At 42.9% G+C, this 17,249-nt stretch carries 14 protein-coding genes; all 14 read left to right on the top strand.

Going from position 1 to position 17,249, the window contains the following annotated elements:
• Positions 1 to 88: 88 nt before the first annotated feature.
• Entirely contained in the window at positions 89 to 1,264 is a 1,176-nt protein-coding gene (locus tag VMW39_03310) for an aspartate aminotransferase family protein (GenBank protein ID HUW23040.1), read from the top strand.
• An 11-nt stretch (positions 1,265 to 1,275) separates the two neighbouring features.
• The gene (locus tag VMW39_03305) at positions 1,276 to 2,502 is read left to right on the top strand and encodes an argininosuccinate synthase (protein HUW23039.1); all 1,227 of its coding nucleotides are present in this window, start codon (positions 1,276 to 1,278) and stop codon (positions 2,500 to 2,502) included.
• A 101-nt stretch (positions 2,503 to 2,603) separates the two neighbouring features.
• A complete protein-coding gene (locus tag VMW39_03300; GenBank protein HUW23038.1) occupies positions 2,604 to 3,137 on the top strand; it encodes a transposase in 534 nt (177 codons plus the stop codon).
• Positions 3,138 to 3,257: 120 nt separating this feature from the next.
• The gene (gene argH / locus VMW39_03295) at positions 3,258 to 4,613 is read left to right on the top strand and encodes an argininosuccinate lyase (protein ID HUW23037.1); all 1,356 of its coding nucleotides are present in this window, start codon (positions 3,258 to 3,260) and stop codon (positions 4,611 to 4,613) included.
• A 2-nt stretch (positions 4,614 to 4,615) separates the two neighbouring features.
• Positions 4,616 to 5,905 carry a diaminopimelate decarboxylase gene (lysA, locus tag VMW39_03290; protein ID HUW23036.1) on the top strand — a complete coding sequence of 430 codons (1,290 nt, stop codon included), beginning with the start codon at positions 4,616 to 4,618 and terminating at the stop codon, positions 5,903 to 5,905.
• 152 nt (positions 5,906 to 6,057) lie between these two features.
• Complete coding sequence (gene dapF, locus VMW39_03285) at positions 6,058 to 6,900, top strand: diaminopimelate epimerase (GenBank protein ID HUW23035.1); 843 nt, start codon at positions 6,058 to 6,060, stop codon at positions 6,898 to 6,900.
• A 220-nt stretch (positions 6,901 to 7,120) separates the two neighbouring features.
• Positions 7,121 to 7,993, top strand: a complete 873-nt coding sequence (gene dapA / locus VMW39_03280) for a 4-hydroxy-tetrahydrodipicolinate synthase (GenBank protein ID HUW23034.1) — start codon at positions 7,121 to 7,123, stop codon at positions 7,991 to 7,993.
• A gap of 46 nt (positions 7,994 to 8,039) precedes the next feature.
• Complete coding sequence (gene dapB, locus VMW39_03275; GenBank protein ID HUW23033.1) at positions 8,040 to 8,831, top strand: 4-hydroxy-tetrahydrodipicolinate reductase; 792 nt, start codon at positions 8,040 to 8,042, stop codon at positions 8,829 to 8,831.
• Positions 8,828 to 9,994, top strand: coding sequence for an LL-diaminopimelate aminotransferase (locus tag VMW39_03270; protein ID HUW23032.1), 1,167 nt, complete (start codon positions 8,828 to 8,830; stop codon positions 9,992 to 9,994). Before dapB ends, VMW39_03270 begins: the two co-directional genes overlap by 4 nt.
• Positions 9,988 to 10,482, top strand: coding sequence for a 2-amino-4-hydroxy-6-hydroxymethyldihydropteridine diphosphokinase (gene folK, locus VMW39_03265; GenBank protein HUW23031.1), 495 nt, complete (start codon positions 9,988 to 9,990; stop codon positions 10,480 to 10,482). Before VMW39_03270 ends, folK begins: the two co-directional genes overlap by 7 nt.
• Positions 10,479 to 11,330 (top strand): pantoate--beta-alanine ligase, encoded by an 852-nt coding sequence (gene panC, locus VMW39_03260; GenBank protein HUW23030.1) that lies wholly within the window; start codon positions 10,479 to 10,481, stop codon positions 11,328 to 11,330. The genes folK and panC overlap by 4 nt, the downstream gene beginning before the upstream one ends.
• A gap of 137 nt (positions 11,331 to 11,467) precedes the next feature.
• Positions 11,468 to 12,415, top strand: a complete 948-nt coding sequence (gene nadA / locus VMW39_03255) for a quinolinate synthase NadA (protein ID HUW23029.1) — start codon at positions 11,468 to 11,470, stop codon at positions 12,413 to 12,415.
• A gap of 34 nt (positions 12,416 to 12,449) precedes the next feature.
• Positions 12,450 to 14,030 carry an L-aspartate oxidase gene (nadB, locus tag VMW39_03250; protein HUW23028.1) on the top strand — a complete coding sequence of 527 codons (1,581 nt, stop codon included), beginning with the start codon at positions 12,450 to 12,452 and terminating at the stop codon, positions 14,028 to 14,030.
• A 248-nt stretch (positions 14,031 to 14,278) separates the two neighbouring features.
• Positions 14,279 to 17,101: an excinuclease ABC subunit UvrA gene (gene uvrA / locus VMW39_03245; protein ID HUW23027.1), complete on the top strand. Its 2,823-nt coding sequence runs from the start codon at positions 14,279 to 14,281 to the stop codon at positions 17,099 to 17,101.
• Positions 17,102 to 17,249: the final 148 nt, after the last annotated feature.

Below are 17,249 nucleotides of genomic sequence, written 5' to 3'. Positions count from 1 at the left end.
ACACTACACGCCCATTATTGCTATTTTTTTCTTTTTTTGGTATACTATAAGGTAATTTTTATTCTGGGTAGAACTAATGGGAGATTTGATGGTTTCCGATAAAAAATTTATTATGGGGACGTATAAACGTTACCCGCTAACAGTTAACAGGGCTAAAGGGAAATATATCTGGTCTAAAGAAGGCAAGAGATATCTTGACTTTTTTAGCGGTCTGTCGGTGAATAATTTAGGGCATTGTCATCCCCAGATTCTGAAGGCAATAAAGGAGCAAATAATAAAGCATTTGCATATTTCGAATCTATACTATGACCATCTACAGGTTGAGCTGGCTCGGAAGTTGGTGAAATTATCTATTCCGGGCAAAGTCTTCTTTTCCAATAGTGGAGCAGAAGCCAATGAATGTGCGATAAAACTTGTCAGGAAATACGGTCATCTGCGAGGAGGAAAGCGGAAGGCTAAATACAAAATTATTGTTTTTGACAACTCTTTCCACGGGAGAACGCTGGCTACTCTCTCAGCTACTAAGCAGAAAAAGTTTCACAAGGGTTTTACTCCTCTATTATCCGGGTTTAAGCAGGCAAAGTTTAATGAGCTTTCTACAGTGGAAAAAGCAATTGATAGTAATACTTGTGCGATAATGGTGGAGCCTGTTCAGGGAGAGGGGGGTGTTCGGGTGGCTACTGGAGAGTTCCTCAGAGGGTTACGCAGGTTATGTAATAAATTTGAGCTCCTTTTAATTTTTGACGAGATACAGTCAGGGATGGGTCGGACAGGGAAAATGTTTGCATATCAGCACTACGGGATAAAACCTGATATTTTGACTTTAGCTAAGGGAGTGGGTGGTGGATTGCCCTTGGGGGCAACTATCTCTAAGGATAGAATAGCTAAGCTTTTCGGATATGGTAACCATGGCTCAACATTTGGAGGAAATCCGGTCTCCATCGCTGCAGGACTGGCAGCAGCTAAACTACTGAATGGTAAGTTGTTGAACAATGTGAAAGTGACAGGCAACTATTTCATGAAGCGTCTGAATGAATTAAAATCTAAATATCCTAAGAGGATTAAACAAGTGCGGGGATTGGGCTTAATGGTGGGAATGGAGTTAAAAGAAGAGGGAGAGGAGATTGTAAAGAAGTGTCTGGAACAAGGAATCCTTATTAATTGCACTCAGAAGAAGGTTCTGAGATTTCTACCTCCCTTGATAATTGATAATAACGATATAGATAAATTAGTAAATACCTTAGATAAAATTCTAAGTTCTTAACAGGGGGTGTGATGGAAAAGGTAAACAAGGTTGTTTTAGCCTATTCAGGAGGGCTGGATACTTCCATAATAATTCACTGGCTGAGACAAAACTATGGTTGCCAGGTGGTGGCCTTTGCTGCGGATGTGGGTCAGTTTGAGCTTGCCGGAAAGGCTGTGCACACAGTTTCGGATTTGAAACGGAAGGCAATAGCTGCTGGCGCTTCTAAGGTCTATGTTCAGGATTTGAAAGGAGAATTTGTCCGGGATTATATATTCCCCACCCTCAAGGCCAATGCTGTTTACGAAGGTAAATATCTTCTCTCTGCAGCACTTTCCCGGCCTCTGATTGCTAAAAAATTGGTAGAAATAGCTAAAAGAGAGAAAGCAGACGCAGTGGCCCATGGATGCACAGGAAAGGGAAACGACCAGGTGAGGTTTGAGTTGACTTTTAAAGCGTTGGATCCTGAACTGAAGATATTGGCTCCTTTGAGGGAATGGGAGATGGTATCGCGTCAAGAAGAGGTGGAATATGCTAAGAGGTATAAGATTCCCGTCTCTACGGGGAAAGAGAAACTCTATAGTATTGACAGGAATCTCTGGGGAGTCTGTATTGAATGCGGACCATTGGAGGACCCCTGGAAGGAGCCTCCAGAGGATGTATATCAGATAACCACTCCTCCGGAAAAGGCACCTTCCAAGCCTGTCTATTTAGATATATATTTTAAACAGGGAATTCCCACTAAGATAGATGGGAAGTTATTCTCGCCGGTAGAGTTGATCAAAAAGCTGAACAGAATAGGTGGAGCTCATGGGATTGGTCGCGTCGACCTGGTGGAGAATAGAGTGGTGGGAATCAAATCCAGGGAAATTTATGAAGCTCCCGCAGCAACAATTCTATATTTAGCGCATCGGGAATTGGAGAGTTTAACCCTCGATAGGGATACTTTCCATTATAAGGAATTGATTGCTCTCCGCTATGCAGAACTGGTCTATTGTGGGCTCTGGGAGTCAGCGCTTAAGAAGACAATAGATGCTTTTGTTTGTGCAACTCAGGAGAAGGTTACGGGAACTGTTAGAGTGAAGCTGTACAAAGGGAATCTCTGGGTTGTGGGCAGAAAATCTCCTTACTCCTTTTATCAGAAGAGACTGGCTACTTATGGAGCTGAAGATAAGTTTGATCGCACTTCTGCCAGAGGATTTATTGACCTGTTGGGATTGCCCTTGGAAGTGAAAGCATTGATAGATAGAAAGGAGTAGCGAAACTTATTTCGCGATTAGTTAACGCAGAGCAAGCCAACGCACCGCAAGCGGTGCTACTCCAATTATTTGGAGTAGCGAAACTTGTTTCGCGTAAATAAATGATTATCGATAAGCATCGTCCGCCACATATTTATCTTGATAATACTAATTATTTCATTACAGTTGGGACATTTAGGAAGAGTAGATTGTTTAACAACGATATAAAAAAGCAATTTATCAAATCTACTTTAGACTCTGCAATTAAGAAATTTGGATATATTTTGCGCGCGTGGGTGATTTTAGACAATCATTTTCACATTTTAATTAAAGCATTTAGGGGAGAACTTCTACCTCGCTTTGTAGGGTCGGTGACCGGAAAAAGTGCCATAGAGCTTAACAAGTTGGACAAGATATCCGGAAGGCAATGCTGGTACCAATATTGGGATCGATGCATTCGTGATGAGGCCGATTTTTGGAGAAGGATGAATTATACTAATTATAATCCTGTAAAACATAGTTATGTGTCTCTAATGGGAGAGTATCTCTTTTCCAGTTATAGGGATTATCTTGGTGAGAAAGGGCAGCAATGGATAGATAGTTGCTTTGAGAAATATTCCGTAATAGATTTTACTATGAAAGAAGATGGGTTTTGAGCATAGAGCAAGCTCTGCTACTCCAGAGTCTTTTGGAGTAGCGAAACTTGTTTCGCGATTAGTTAACGCAGAGCAAGCCAACGCACCGCAAGCGGTGCTACTCCAATTATTGGAGGGTTTATGAAAAATAAGAAATCGAAAAAGATTAATACTTCTGGTTTCACATCTTCCATATCTTTCGACAGAAGATTGGCACCTTACGATATTGCGGGAAGCATTGCCCATTGTAAGATGCTGGTAAAGTGCAAAATTATCTCAAAAAGCGAAGGAGATAAGATTCTTAAAGGATTGCGGGAAATTGAAGACGAAATTGCTAAGGGAAAATTTAGATTTCTTCCTCAAGATGAAGATATCCATATGGCTATTGAGAGAAGATTGATTGAGAAAACAGGAGAGTCCGGAGGCAGACTGCACACTGCCAGGAGCCGCAACGACCAGGTTTCCCTCGATATGAGAATGTATTTAAGAAATGAGATAGAGAGGATTTCTGGACTTATAAAAAATCTGCAGGATTCTATAGTGAAATTGTCTGAGAAGAATATGGAAGTAATAATGCCAGGATTTACTCATCTGCAACATGCTCAGCCAGTTCTTTTTTCACACCACTTAATGGCATACTTCTTTATGCTGAAACGAGACAGGGAGAGATTTGCAGATTGTCTGGAGAGAATGAATGTTTTGCCTTTGGGCGCGGGAGCTTTAGCAGGCACAAGTTTTTCCATTGATCGGGAGTTTATTGCCAGGCAATTAGGATTCTCCTCAATTAGCGAGAACAGCATAGATACCGTTTCCGATCGTGATTTTGTAATCGAGTTTTTGTCAACCGGGGCAATGCTGATGATGCATCTTTCCAGGTTGGCAGAGGAATTGGTTATCTGGTCCTCGCCAGAATTCTCTTTTATCGAAATGGATGAAGATTTTTGTACTGGTTCTTCGATTATGCCCCAGAAGAAGAATCCCGATGTTGCTGAACTCATCCGGGGGAAGACTGGCAGGATTTACGGGAATCTCCAGTCCCTGCTTACAGTGATGAAGGGACTTCCCCTCTCTTATAATCGGGATATGCAGGAAGATAAGGAAAGATTATTCGATACTGTGGATACTCTGAAAAATGTCCTGGAAGTTTTATCACCACTTATATCATCGCTAAAATTGAATCGAGAAAAGATGCTTTCGCTAACTAAAGAAGGATATTTAAATGCTACTGATGCAGCCGATTATTTAGTCAGAAAGGGAGTTCCCTTCCGAAAGGCTCATCAGCTTATAAGAGATATTGTCCTCTACTCTATGGGGAGAGGTAAGTCTCTGGAAGAGCTGAGTGTTAAGGAATTGAAAGTTTTTTCGCCCCTATTTTCTGAGGATTTTTTTGATGTTATTAATATAAGAAGGTGTGTGGAATCCCGTAAGTCCCAGGGAGGAACTGCTCCGGAGAAAGTAAAGAACCAGATTAAGAAGTCAAAAGTTAAGGAAAAATAAGAATGAGACATTTTAGTTACGGGAATGGGCATCTCTTCTGTGAGGGAGTTTCTGTAGAGAAGGTAGCTGGCGAAGTGGGGACGCCTTTCTATCTCTACAGTCACAGGACTCTTCTGGAGAATTACCGAAGTTTCCACAGTGGACTGGGAAAAATAAGACACCTCGTATGTTATGCTTTTAAAGCAAACTCGAACTCTACTCTATGCAAAATTTTGACTGATACCGGTAGCGGTGCTGATGTGGCTTCATTGGGAGAACTCAAGCAAGCTCTGGGACTGGGAGTTCCCGGACGGAAGATTATTCTTAATGGAAACGGCAAGACAAAAGAAGAGATGGAGTTAGCCATTAAGTCGGATATTCTAATGATTAATGTAGACTCATTCGAGGAATTGGCTCTACTTAACCGGGTTGCTGTGAGATTGGGGAAAAAAGCGAGAATTGCTTTAAGGATTAATCCTGATATCGAACCCCACACACATCCTTATATCGCTACCGGGGTAAAGAAGGGCAAGTTTGGTTTCGAATTGGCCAGAGCAGTTGAAGGCTATAAACTGGCGAAGAGGCTGGGAAATCTGGAAATCTGTGGCATTCATATGCACATCGGTTCTCAGATTACAACGATAGGGCCCTTTATTAGAGGAGTGAAAAAGCTAATCACTGTTTCCGATAAGCTGAAAAAGATTGGAATAAATCTTGATTATGTGAATGTGGGAGGAGGTTTGGGTATAACTTATTGGAACGAGAGGCCGCCTACACCTGCCAGTTATGCTCGTGTTTTGATACCTCTGATTAAAAAGATTAGTTCCCGGGGAATCTTTGAGCCGGGAAGAGCTATAGTGGGCAATGCAGGGATTCTGGTAACCAAAATTCTCTATATAAAAGAGATGTTTTCCAAAAAATTTATTGTGGTTGACGCAGGAATGTCCGATTTTATCAGGCCAACTCTGTACAATGCTTACCATGAGATAAAGCCAGTTAAACTCGAGGAAGTGGCAAAAGGGAGATGGCAACTGGAAAGGCCTTCCCTTTGGCCTCCGGGTGCCAGAAAGGTAATGGTGACTGATATAGTAGGTCCTATATGTGAGTCGGGTGATTTTTTTGCTAAGGACAGGACTCTGCCTAAAGTATCTGCGGGAGACCTTTTGGCCGTATTCTGCGCTGGCGCTTACGGGTTTACCATGTCTTCTAATTACAATTCTCGTTGTCGACCTGCTGAGGTTCTGGTCAGGAAAGAAACATATAATATTATACGAAAGCGAGAGACCTATCAGGATTTAATTAAAGGAATGTAGCTAGAGAGCGTTAGCTCTGCAGCAATGTAGGGGCGACACTCAGTGGTCGCCCAAAGGAAGGGACGGCACAGAGTCCGTCCCCTACAGGAAGGCAAAGCTTACGCTTTGCTGCTACAGTTATTTTAGTTGGACACAAAAGCTGGAGAGAAGGAATGACATTGAGAAGACGCTCGATCTCTTTTACAAAGATGGAAAGCGGGGGCAATGATTTTATAATTATTGATAATAGGAAGAAGGTACTCCCTCGTGGACTCTCCAAACTTGCAGTTAATCTTTGCCAGCGGCGCTGTTCAATTGGCGCTGATGGGTTAATTCTTCTGGAGAGAGCGGGCAAGGCCGACTACAGAATGCGAATTTTTAATCCCGATGGCAGTGAGCCGGAAATGTGTGGTAATGGTGCCCGGTGCCTTGCCAGGTTTGCATTTATTAAGGGAATTGCTTCTGCAAACACAGTCATGGAGACCAAAGCGGGGAATGTGGAGGCATGGGTTAAAGGTAAAAAAGTGAAGGTAAGATTAGGTAATCCCTCGGATATAAATCTGAATTTTAAGATTTCCCTTAAGTCTCATGGTTCTCAAAAAGTTAATTTTATTAACACTGGCGTTCCCCATGCGGTAGTCTTTGTTCCTGCTCTGAATAAGGTTGATGTAAAGAATTTGGGACGGGCGATTCGTTACCATCAAAGATTTATCCCTTCTGGGGCGAATGTAAATTTCGTTACCTTGCAAGGGAGAAACTCCATTTATATCAGAACATATGAGCGAGGAGTAGAAGATGAGACTCTTGCTTGTGGCACGGGTGCTGTTGCTTCGGCTTTGATTTCAGGCTTGCAGGGGAAAGTATCTTCTCCTGTGGAAGTTCATACTCGAGGTGGAGAGACCTTAAAAGTAGAATATGTAATAAAAAAAAATATGAAAGGAATAGAAAAGTTCAAAGGTGTTTGGCTTGAGGGTGAGGTTAGAGTAGTTTATGAAGGGGAGGTGGCTTGGGATTAAAAGATAGTTTGTTCATCGCTTGAGGAATTTCTTGACGCAGAAAAGTCTGGAATCCGCCCGAAAGGGCGGGATGTATTTGACCTTGCTTTCGCAAGGACTCCATAGCACAAACTATCTTTTAAATGTTATTGTAGGGGCGAGAGACAGTTTGTCTCAATGTATCGGGATGGTCGCCCAACAAAAGTAGAAACTTGAAAATTGGGATAGAGGAGGTGCGATAATGTTTTCAGGTTCCTTTGTGGCACTGGTAACACCGTTCAAGAATAATCGGGTTGATGTGGAGAAACTCAAAGAACTAGTGGAGTTTCATATTAAGAAGGGAACATCAGGCATTGTTCCCTGTGGAACCACGGGGGAATCGCCGACTCTTTCGCATGAGGAACACAGGCTAGTCATTGAGACTGTGGTTAAGGCAGTTAATGGACGTATAAAAGTTATTGCCGGCACGGGTTCTAATAATACAAATGAGGCAATTGAACTGACCCGGTTTGCTAAGGAAGTGGGAGCCGATGGATGTTTGGTTATTACACCGTATTATAATAAACCAACCCAGAATGGGCTCTATTTACATTTCAAAAAAATTGCCGAAACTGTGGATATTCCTATTATTATGTATAATGTGCCAGGACGAACTGGCACCAACATGATTTCTTCTACTGCGGCGAAATTGTCTAAGATCAAAAATATTATAGGGTTGAAAGAAGCTAGTGGCAATATTACTCAGGTAAGTCAGATTGTTAGGGAGTGTGGAGAGGAATTCGATGTCCTTTCCGGAGACGATACTATGACTTTCCCTATACTTGCTGTTGGTGGCAAAGGGGTAATTTCCGTAGCTGCCAATATTGCACCTGCGGCGGTGGTGGGACTTGTAGAAGCCTTTAATAAAGGCGATATTAATAAATCCAGAAAGATGCATTTGAAGATGCTTCCTCTCTTTGAGGCTATGTTTTATGAAACAAATCCTATTCCTGTGAAGACATCGATGAACCTCATGGGGATGATTTCTGAAGAAATCAGGTTGCCTCTATGTAAGATGTCTGAGGAAAATTTAAAAAAGTTAAAAACCACACTGAAAGAGTATAAACTTATCTAAAAGGAATTCCGTAAGGAGACGTTAGTTTGGATTTCAGGGGGAACTTATGGTTAAAGTAATTGTCTGCGGTGCTTGTGGAAGAATGGGTCGAAGGATTATCGATATTCTCAGCCAGGATGAAGAGACAGAACTGGTGGGAGCTATTGAGGCAAAAGCCAACAAGGCTTTAGGAACTGAAGTCATACCCAAAGTTAAAGTGACTGATAATCTGGAGAAAATTATCGACAGAGCAGAAGTGGTCATTGACTTTACAAATCCACAGGTGAGTTTAGAGAATTTAGAAGTCGCCTCAAGGTTTAACAAGGCTATGGTCATAGGCACTACCGGCCATACAGAACAAGAGAAGAAATTGGTCATAGAGAAAGCAAAAACCATTCCTTTCCTTATGGCTCCCAACATGAGCCTGGGAGTAAATCTTCTATTTAAATTGGTAGACAGTGTGGCAAGGTCACTTAAAGGTTATGATGTAGAGATTATTGAATCTCACCATAATCGGAAGAAAGACGCCCCTTCGGGCACAGCAACGAAATTGGGAGAGACTATCGCGCAAGCGCTAAACTTGAATCTTAAGGAAGCAGGAGTTTATGGACGAAAGGGGATGGTTGGGCCACGAAAGCCTCAGGAGATAGGAATGCATGCTGTGAGGGCTGGGGATATTGTAGGTGAGCATACTATTATTTTTGCTGGAATGGGTGAGAGGCTGGAGTTGACCCATCGGGCGCATAGCCGAGATTGCTTTGCCCGAGGAGCGGTAGAGGCTGCAAAATGGATTATCAGGCAACCACCAGGATTTTATGATATGCAGGACTTCCTGGGTTTGAAAGGGAGTAAGAAATGAAATTCGATTATTCCCAGAGGCTATCCCAGTTACCTCCCTATGTTTTTATTGAGATTGACCGAAAGAAGAAAAAGGCTATTCAACAAGGTGTAGATATTATAGATTTCGGTGTAGGAGATCCAAACTTACCTACACCTCAACATATCAGAGATGCTATGAAGAGGGCTATAGATGAGCCCAAATACCATAGATACCCTTTTGGCCCGGGACTGTTAGAGTTTCGCCAGGCAATTGCCCGCTGGTACAAAGTCCGTTTTGGCGTAGAATTGAAGACTGAGAGTGAAATTCACGCTTTAATCGGTTCCAAGGAAGGGCTTGGACACATTCATCTGGCATTTGTTAACGCAGGTGATGTGGTTCTCTGTCCGGAACCGGCTTATCCCGTCTACAATATAGGGACAATCTATGCCGGAGGGACGTCCTACTTTATGCCTTTATTGGAAGAAAACGATTTTCTACCGGATTTGGATTCAATTCCCCAAGAGATAACCACGAAGACCAAGATGATTTTTGTCAACTATCCGAACAATCCCACTGCAGGCTGTGCCAGTAGAGATTTTTTCAGAAAAGTAATCGAATTTGCCAGAAAACATAACATTATTGTGGTAAATGACGCAGCCTATTCGGAGATATATTATGAGGGGAAGAAGCCCATAAGTTTCCTGGAACTTCCCGGCGCAAAGGAAGTGGGAATTGAATTCCATTCTTTATCCAAAACTTACAATATGACAGGCTGGCGGATTGGCTGGGCTTGCGGGAATCAGGATATACTCAGAGGTTTATCTATGGTGAAGGAAAATATCGATTCTGGTGTTTTTGGTGCTATCCAGGCTGCATCGATTGAGGCATTGAATGGACCCCAGGACTGCGTGGATGAAATGCGTCGTATATACCAGAAGCGCCGCGACCTGCTAATTGAGGAATTAGGGAGAACCGGCTGGAAAGTCAAAAAGCCAGAGGCGACATTCTACATTTGGGCAAAAGTTCCTAAAGGCTATTCCTCGCTTCAGAGTGCGGAGAAACTCTTAGAGGAAGCAGGTATCCTTTCTACTCCAGGCAATGCACTTGGTCCTTCTGGAGAAGGATATGTCCGCTTTTCTCTGACAGTGGATGAGAAGAGGATAAAAGAGGCTGCGGAAAGACTGAGTGCGATTAAATGGTAAAACAAGAGATTTATATTGCTCTTGGTTCCAATCTTGGAGACCGATTAGCGAACATAAGAAAGGCAATTGAATTAATGAAAGGAGAAGGTATAGAAATTATAGACGAGTCTTCCATATACGAGACAGAGCCCGTGGGCTACAAAGAGCAAGGTTGGTTCTTGAATTCCGTAGTGAAGGGGAAGACAGAACTCTCTCCCAGAAGACTCTGGAAAAGATTGGAGAAGATAGAAAAGTCGATAGGGAAGGAAAGGGAGATAAAATGGGGACCGAGAATAATCGATTTAGATATTCTCTTTTATGAAAATAAAATCTTAAATGGTAAACAGTTACAGATTCCCCATTCTGAATTACATAAGAGGAAGTTTGTTCTGGTTCCCCTTGAAGAGATCGCCCCTGAATTGGTTCACCCGGTTCTTAAGAAGACGATTTCGGAGTTATTGAGAGACTTAAAAGATAATTCACAGGTCGAACTTCTGCTGAGACAATGAGAGTAATCAGGAAAAATTCTATAATGCAAAAAATTGCTGATAGACTAAGAGAAGAAGGCAAGTCGATTGGTTTCGTTCCCACAATGGGGGCACTTCATCAGGGACACTTTTCTCTAATGGAAAGGGCAAGAAGGGAAAATGACATCCTGATTATAAGTATATTTATTAATCCTACCCAATTCGGCCATGGAGAAGATTACAGGAGGTATCCCCGTCCTTTCGAGAAAGATAAGTCGCTTGCCCAGAGAGAAGGTGTGGATATAATTTTCTATCCTTCTGTTTCCGAAATGTATGGGAAAGAGTATTCTACTTATGTGGAAGTAGAGAAGTTTTCGAAAAGGCTTTGCGGGTTGTCCCGGCCAGGACATTTCAGGGGTGTGGCCTCAGTAGTCTGTAAACTATTCAATATTGTAAAACCCCATGTTGCCTATTTTGGACAGAAGGATTATCAGCAGCTAAGAATCATAAAGAGAATGGTCGAAGATTTAAACATGGAAGTTGAAATAAGAGAATGTGCCATTGTTCGTGAGCCAGACGGGTTGGCCATAAGTTCTCGCAATTCTTACCTTTCTTCTCAAGAGAGGGAAGAGGCTCTCTCATTATACAGAGCGTTGAAGTGTGCGAAATCGTTGATAAAGGTGGGAAGTTCCATTTCAGATGTAGTTTCTGAAATGGAAAAAATTATCCAGAGAGAATCCCACGCTAAGATAGACTATATAGAAATTGTTGACCCTCTAACCTTAGAAGATGTGAAGACAATAAGGCCAGGAAAAAAGGGTCTGGTTGCTCTGGCCGTATGGATTGGCAACACCAGATTGATAGATAATATGCTCGTTAGAAGAATGTAGCTTGAAAAGATAATTTGTTCATCGCTCAGGAATTTGTTGACGTAGAACAATCTGGAGTCCTCCCGAAAGGGAGGCTGATAAAACGAAACCTTGCTTTCGCAAGGACTCCATTGAATTGAAGCAAAGGTAGTGCTTTAATGTTGCAGAAAGGTAAAAAAGTGGAAAATAGAGAAGAAATCCTAAAAGAAATCGAAGAGTTAAAAAATAGACGAAACGCAATCATTCTTGCTCATAATTATCAAATAGGAGAGATTCAAGATATTGCCGATTTCGTTGGCGATTCTCTGGAGCTAAGCCGGAAAGCAGCTGCCACTGACGCAGACACTATAGTTTTTTGTGGTGTTTTGTTTATGGCTGAAACCGCAGCCATTCTTTCACCAGAAAAGAATGTTCTTCTCCCTGATTTGAAGGCGGGATGTCCCCTCGCTAATATGATTTCCCGAGAAACGCTGAAGATGTTAAGGGAGGACCATCCTCAAGCGCCGGTGGTCACTTATGTCAACTCTTCAGCAGAAGTTAAGGCAGAAAGTGATATCTGTTGCACTTCAGCCAATGCAGTTAAAGTGGTCAATTCTCTTCCCCAAGAAAAGATTATTTTTGTCCCTGATAGAAATCTGGGGCACTGGGTAGCTCGCTCGACTGATAAAGAGTTAATCTTATGGGAAGGGTTTTGTCCTACCCATGAGGTATTGAGAAAGGAAGATGTCCTGAAAGTAAAGAAGGCTCATCCACAGGCAAAGTTTATTGCTCATCCCGAATGTCTGGAGGAAGTATTAGATTTGGCTGACCAGGTTGCCTCTACCAGTGGAATACTAAGTTTTGCCCGGGAAACTACAGCTAAAGAATTAATAATCGGCACGGAAAATGGTATGTTATACCGTTTGAGAAAGGAGAACCCGGATAAGAAATTCTATCCTGCCAGCGAAAAGATGGTATGCCGCAATATGAAATACCACACTTTAGATAAAGTTCGTGATTCCCTTAAAGATATGGTTCATCTTATTAAAGTCACTGAAGAAATTAGAGTGGAGGCTTACGAGAGCATAAACAGGATGTTAGAGTTGAAGGTTGGCGCGAAGGATTGAATATATGCTCGGGTTTGTGCTTTAGAGGAGAGTTGTGGTAATAAAAACCGATTTTTTAGTGATAGGAAGCGGTGTAGCCGGCTTGAGCTTTGCCCTTAAAGTTTCCCCATGGGGAGAAGTAGCAGTGGTAACTAAAAGGGAATTTGAGGAGTCGAACACAAAGTATGCTCAGGGAGGAATAGCTTCGGTCTGGAGTCAGGAAGACTCATTTGATGCGCACATTCAGGATACTCTGGTTGCCGGGGATGGACTTTGCCATCCCGATGTAGTGGAGATGGTGGTCAAAAATGGCCCGGATAGAATTAGAGATTTAGTTAGTTGGGGAGTAAATTTTACTTTATGGGATAAAGATAAAACAAAATACGATCTCGCTCGTGAAGGAGGTCATTCCAAAAGAAGGATAATCCATGCTGCCGACCTGACTGGAGAAGAAGTGGAAAAGACCCTGGCTAAGCGAGTTAAGAGAAACAGTAACATAACCACATACGAAAACTTAATTGCAATAAACCTTATTGTGAGAGAAGGAGAATGCTGGGGAGCTTATGTGCTGGACGTTAAGAAAAAGGTAGTGCACACTTTCCTGGCTAAGGTTACTCTTCTTGCCACTGGTGGTGCGGGAAAAATCTACCTATACACCAGTAATTCAGATGTGGCTACAGGAGATGGGATAGCCATAGCCTATAGGGCAGGAGCTAAGATTGCAAATATGGAATTTATGCAGTTTCATCCTACCTGTCTCTACCATCCAGAAGCGAAGTCTTTCCTCATTTCAGAGGTTGTGAGGGGAGAAGGGGGCATTTTGAGATTGAAAGATGGCAAGCCTTTTATGCACAAGTACCACCCCCAGAAAGAACTGGCTCCCCGGGATATAATTGCCCGTGCAATCGACCATGAAATGAAACAGAGGGGAGATGATTGTGTCTTTCTGGATATAACTCATAAAAGCCCGGAATTCATAAAGAAGAAGTTCCCCAATATTTACAAGAAATGTCGTTCTTTCGGTTTCGATATGACCAGAGAACCGCTTCCCGTAGTTCCTGCAGCACATTACATTTGTGGCGGGGTTTTAACTGATAGTAATGGTCAGACTAGCCTCAAAAGACTTTATGCTGTGGGAGAGGTCACCTGTAGTGGTTTGCATGGTGCCAATCGCTTAGCTTCCAATTCGCTTTTAGAGGCACTAGTCTTTGCTGAAAAAGCTAGTCAGCACGCAAAATATGCCGCCGAAGAAAAAATCTCTTTCCCCACAATTTCTCCCTGGGATATAGGCCATGCTGTGGATAGCCATGAAGCGGTAATGGTAAGCCATAACTGGGACGAAATTAGAAGGCTGATGTGGAATTATGTGGGTATAGTTCGGTCGAATAAACGCCTGGAGCGGGCTAAGAGGCGCATTGAACTTTTCCAGAAGGAAATCCAGGAATATTATTGGGATTTTATTATTACTAATGACCTGATTGAGCTACGCAATATTGCAATGGTGGGACAGTTAATTATTAACTCTGCTATTAAGCGCAGAGAGAGTCGTGGGCTCCACTATAACCTCGATTACCCTTCAAAGGATGACCTCCATTGGCAAAAGGACACAATTATTCAACAGAAGACACCTAAATAAGTAAGCAAAATTTTTTGGAGTGTCAAAGGAAAGGAGTGTCAAACGAAAGTTTGACTAGTAAAGCTTTCACTTTACGCTCCAAAATTTTTTTGGAATTTTAAGAATTCTAAGATTATGATTCCCCTCACCTATATCCTCTCTTAGGGGAGAGGGAGAGGGTGAGGGGGGACATTTGTAGGTCCCGATTCATCCAGCCCCTGAGATTCGATTTTTGCAGGGGCTGGATTCATCGGGACAGGTAAAGAATGATGACACAGGACAAAATTACTATCAAAGGTGCCAGAGAGCACAACTTAAAAAATATAAATCTGGAGATTCCCCGCAATAAACTTGTGGTCATAACTGGTCTCTCCGGTTCGGGAAAGTCTTCTCTCGCTTTCGATACCATCTATGCCGAGGGACAGAGGAGATACGTGGAATCACTTTCTGCTTATGCTCGCCAGTTTCTGGGTCAGATGCAGAAGCCAGATGTTGACCAGATCATAGGTCTCTCTCCTGCTGTAGCCATCCAGCAGAAAGGTATCAGTCGAAACCCCCGCTCTACCGTGGGGACGCTAACTGAAATTTATGATTATCTGAGACTTTTATTTGCCAGGGTTGGTCATCCCCATTGTCCTAAATGTGGAAGGGAAATCCTTCCCCAGACTTCTCAACAGATAGTGGAACAGGTTTTGAACTTGCCTGAAGGTTCCAGGATTCAGGTGTTAGCGCCACTGGTAAGGGGAAGAAAGGGAATTTATAGAGAGCTCTTCCAGAGGGTTCGCCAGGAAGGATACGTGAGGGTAAGAGTTGATGGGAAAATTTACGGACTGGAAGAGGAGATTAGATTAGACAAGAACAAGAAGCATAATATTGAAGTGGTTGTTGACCGCCTGGTGATTCGGCCCGAAGTGAAAACGAGACTTACCGACTCTATTGAAACCGCCTTAAAGCTTGCTCAGGGAATGATTCTAATAGATACTACCGGAAAGCGCTCTTCTCTTTTTAGTATCCACAACGCTTGTCCCCATTGCGGTATAAGCATGGGTGAAATATCTCCCCGTAGTTTCTCTTTTAATTCTCCTTATGGTGCCTGTCCCAGTTGCTCTGGGCTGGGAACGAAGATGGAAATAGAGCCTGACCTGGTTGTGCCTGATAAGAGCCTTTCTGTAAATGAAGGAGCATTGCTTCCCTGGAGTAGTCCCATTACTACACGGCGCCACCGCTGGAAATGGGCTGCTCGAAGCTATTACTATGAAATGCTTGAAGATGTTAGTGATTATTATGGTTTCAGTCTGGACACACCTTTCAAAAAGCTCCCCGAAAAGTATCAAAATATACTACTTTACAGTTCTCCAGATGAAATCTATGAGTCAGGAGAGCCTTTTGAAGGGGTGATTACACAGCTTGAGAGGCGTTACCACCGCACCGAGTCTGATTTTGTGCGAGAAGAGATTTTTAATAAGTATATGACTACAAGAGTCTGTCCAGATTGTCAGGGCAAAAGGCTTAAAAAGGAGAGTTTGGCTGTTACCATCCAGGGGAAGTCTATCGCCGATATAGTTATGTTTTCTGTCAAAGAGGCTCAAGGATTTTTTAACAAGATTTCTCTGTCTCCGACTGAGGCGCTTATTGGACGGGAAGTACTGAAAGAGATTAAAAAGAGGCTCTCCTTCCTTATCAATGTAGGATTGGACTACATTACAATTGACCGACCGGCAGCTACTTTAGCTGGTGGAGAGGCGGAAAGAATTCACCTGGCAACCCAGATTGGGTCATCCCTGGTGGGGGTAATTTATATCCTCGATGAGCCCACTATTGGTTTACACCCGCGTGATGTATCCAGATTAATCTCCACTCTGGAGGATTTGAGGGATTTAGCCAATACGGTTCTGGTTGTGGAGCACGACCCAGCAACAATCCATGCTGCTGACCACATTATAGATTTGGGTCCGGGAGCAGGGGAAAAAGGAGGAAGGGTTGTGGTTAGTGGTTCGCTATCCAAAATAATAGCTAACCCCGAATCTTTGACTGGCGCGTATATTTCAGGTAAACTGAAAGTGCCCCTGCCGACAAAGAGGAGAAGAATAGACCTCAAAAGGGCTCTGGAAATAAAGGGCGCAGCCCAGTTCAATTTAAAAAATATCGATGTAAAGATTCCATTGGGAGCTTTTGTCTGTATTACCGGCGTTTCCGGCTCGGGTAAGAGCACACTGGTACAGGAAATCTTGTATAAAGCGCTGGCCCAGAAAATATACCACTCCAAAGAGAAACCGGGAAAACACAAAAAACTCTTGGGTATAGGAAACATCGATAAGGTAATTAATATTGACCAATCTCCAATTGGCCGAACGCCCCGTTCCAATCCAGCCACTTATACAGGCTTATTTACTCCTATTCGCCAATTATTCTCTGAGCTTCCTGAGGCGAAGATTCGAGGCTACAAGCCAGGAAGGTTCAGTTTTAATGTCAGGGGAGGAAGATGTGAAGCTTGCTCGGGTGAGGGATTAATTAAAATAGAGATGCAGTTCCTCCCTGATGTTTACGTTCCCTGTGAAGTGTGTAAGGAGAAAAGGTTCAATCAGGAAACTCTCGAAGTCAGATATAAAGGCAAGAATATTGCCGATATCCTATCAATGAGCGTGGAAGAAGCTCTGAAATTTTTTAAGAATATACCCAGGATTAAAGAGAAACTCCAGACTCTATCCGATGTGGGACTCGACTATATAAAGATGGGACAATCGGCGACCACTCTCTCGGGCGGAGAGGCTCAAAGGGTGAAGCTGTCCGAGGAGCTTTCCAAGAGGAGTACAGGAAGGACGCTGTATCTATTAGATGAACCTACTACAGGGTTACATTTTGCAGACATAGAGAAGTTATTGAGCGTCTTGCACCGTCTGGTAGATAAAGGGAACACAGTTCTGGTTATCGAGCATAATCTGGATGTAGTCAAAACTGCGGACTATATTATTGACCTGGGTCCTGAAGGCGGGGAGCAAGGTGGCGAGGTAGTAGCAACAGGCTCTCCGGAAGAACTTTGCCAGTCCAAGAAATCGTATACAGGAAGATACTTAAAAAAATTCCTTAAATAAATTGGAATAGCGAAACTTGTTTCGCGCCAGGTAGACGCAGAGCAAGCTCTGCTACTCCTTAAAATCTCTCTGGAGTGTCAAGCGAAAGCTTGACAGTGTACCCCGACTCGTGGGGGCGTTTCCCACTCCCAAAACCCACTATTTTCGA

It is taken from the genome of bacterium, assembly GCA_035530055.1.
Taxonomy (GTDB): Bacteria; UBA6262; WVXT01; order WVXT01; family WVXT01; genus WVXT01.
Note: the sequence above shows the minus strand (reverse complement) of the source record. Positions and strands in the feature narration are given on the sequence as shown.

Bases quoted from the DNA above. Each gene is read 5' to 3' on its own strand.
- lysA (HUW23036.1), top strand. From the start codon at position 4,616: ATGAGACATTTTAGTTACGGGAATGGGCATCTCTTCTGTGAGGGAGTT.
- panC (HUW23030.1), top strand. From the start codon at position 10,479: ATGAGAGTAATCAGGAAAAATTCTATAATGCAAAAAATTGCTGATAGA.
- nadA (HUW23029.1), top strand. From the start codon at position 11,468: ATGTTGCAGAAAGGTAAAAAAGTGGAAAATAGAGAAGAAATCCTAAAA.
- dapF (HUW23035.1), top strand. From the start codon at position 6,058: ATGACATTGAGAAGACGCTCGATCTCTTTTACAAAGATGGAAAGCGGG.
- VMW39_03300 (HUW23038.1), top strand. From the start codon at position 2,604: ATGATTATCGATAAGCATCGTCCGCCACATATTTATCTTGATAATACT.
- dapA (HUW23034.1), top strand. From the start codon at position 7,121: ATGTTTTCAGGTTCCTTTGTGGCACTGGTAACACCGTTCAAGAATAAT.
- dapB (HUW23033.1), top strand. From the start codon at position 8,040: ATGGTTAAAGTAATTGTCTGCGGTGCTTGTGGAAGAATGGGTCGAAGG.
- folK (HUW23031.1), top strand. From the start codon at position 9,988: ATGGTAAAACAAGAGATTTATATTGCTCTTGGTTCCAATCTTGGAGAC.
- VMW39_03310 (HUW23040.1), top strand. From the start codon at position 89: ATGGTTTCCGATAAAAAATTTATTATGGGGACGTATAAACGTTACCCG.
- uvrA (HUW23027.1), top strand. From the start codon at position 14,279: ATGACACAGGACAAAATTACTATCAAAGGTGCCAGAGAGCACAACTTA.
- argH (HUW23037.1), top strand. From the start codon at position 3,258: ATGAAAAATAAGAAATCGAAAAAGATTAATACTTCTGGTTTCACATCT.
- VMW39_03305 (HUW23039.1), top strand. From the start codon at position 1,276: ATGGAAAAGGTAAACAAGGTTGTTTTAGCCTATTCAGGAGGGCTGGAT.
- VMW39_03270 (HUW23032.1), top strand. From the start codon at position 8,828: ATGAAATTCGATTATTCCCAGAGGCTATCCCAGTTACCTCCCTATGTT.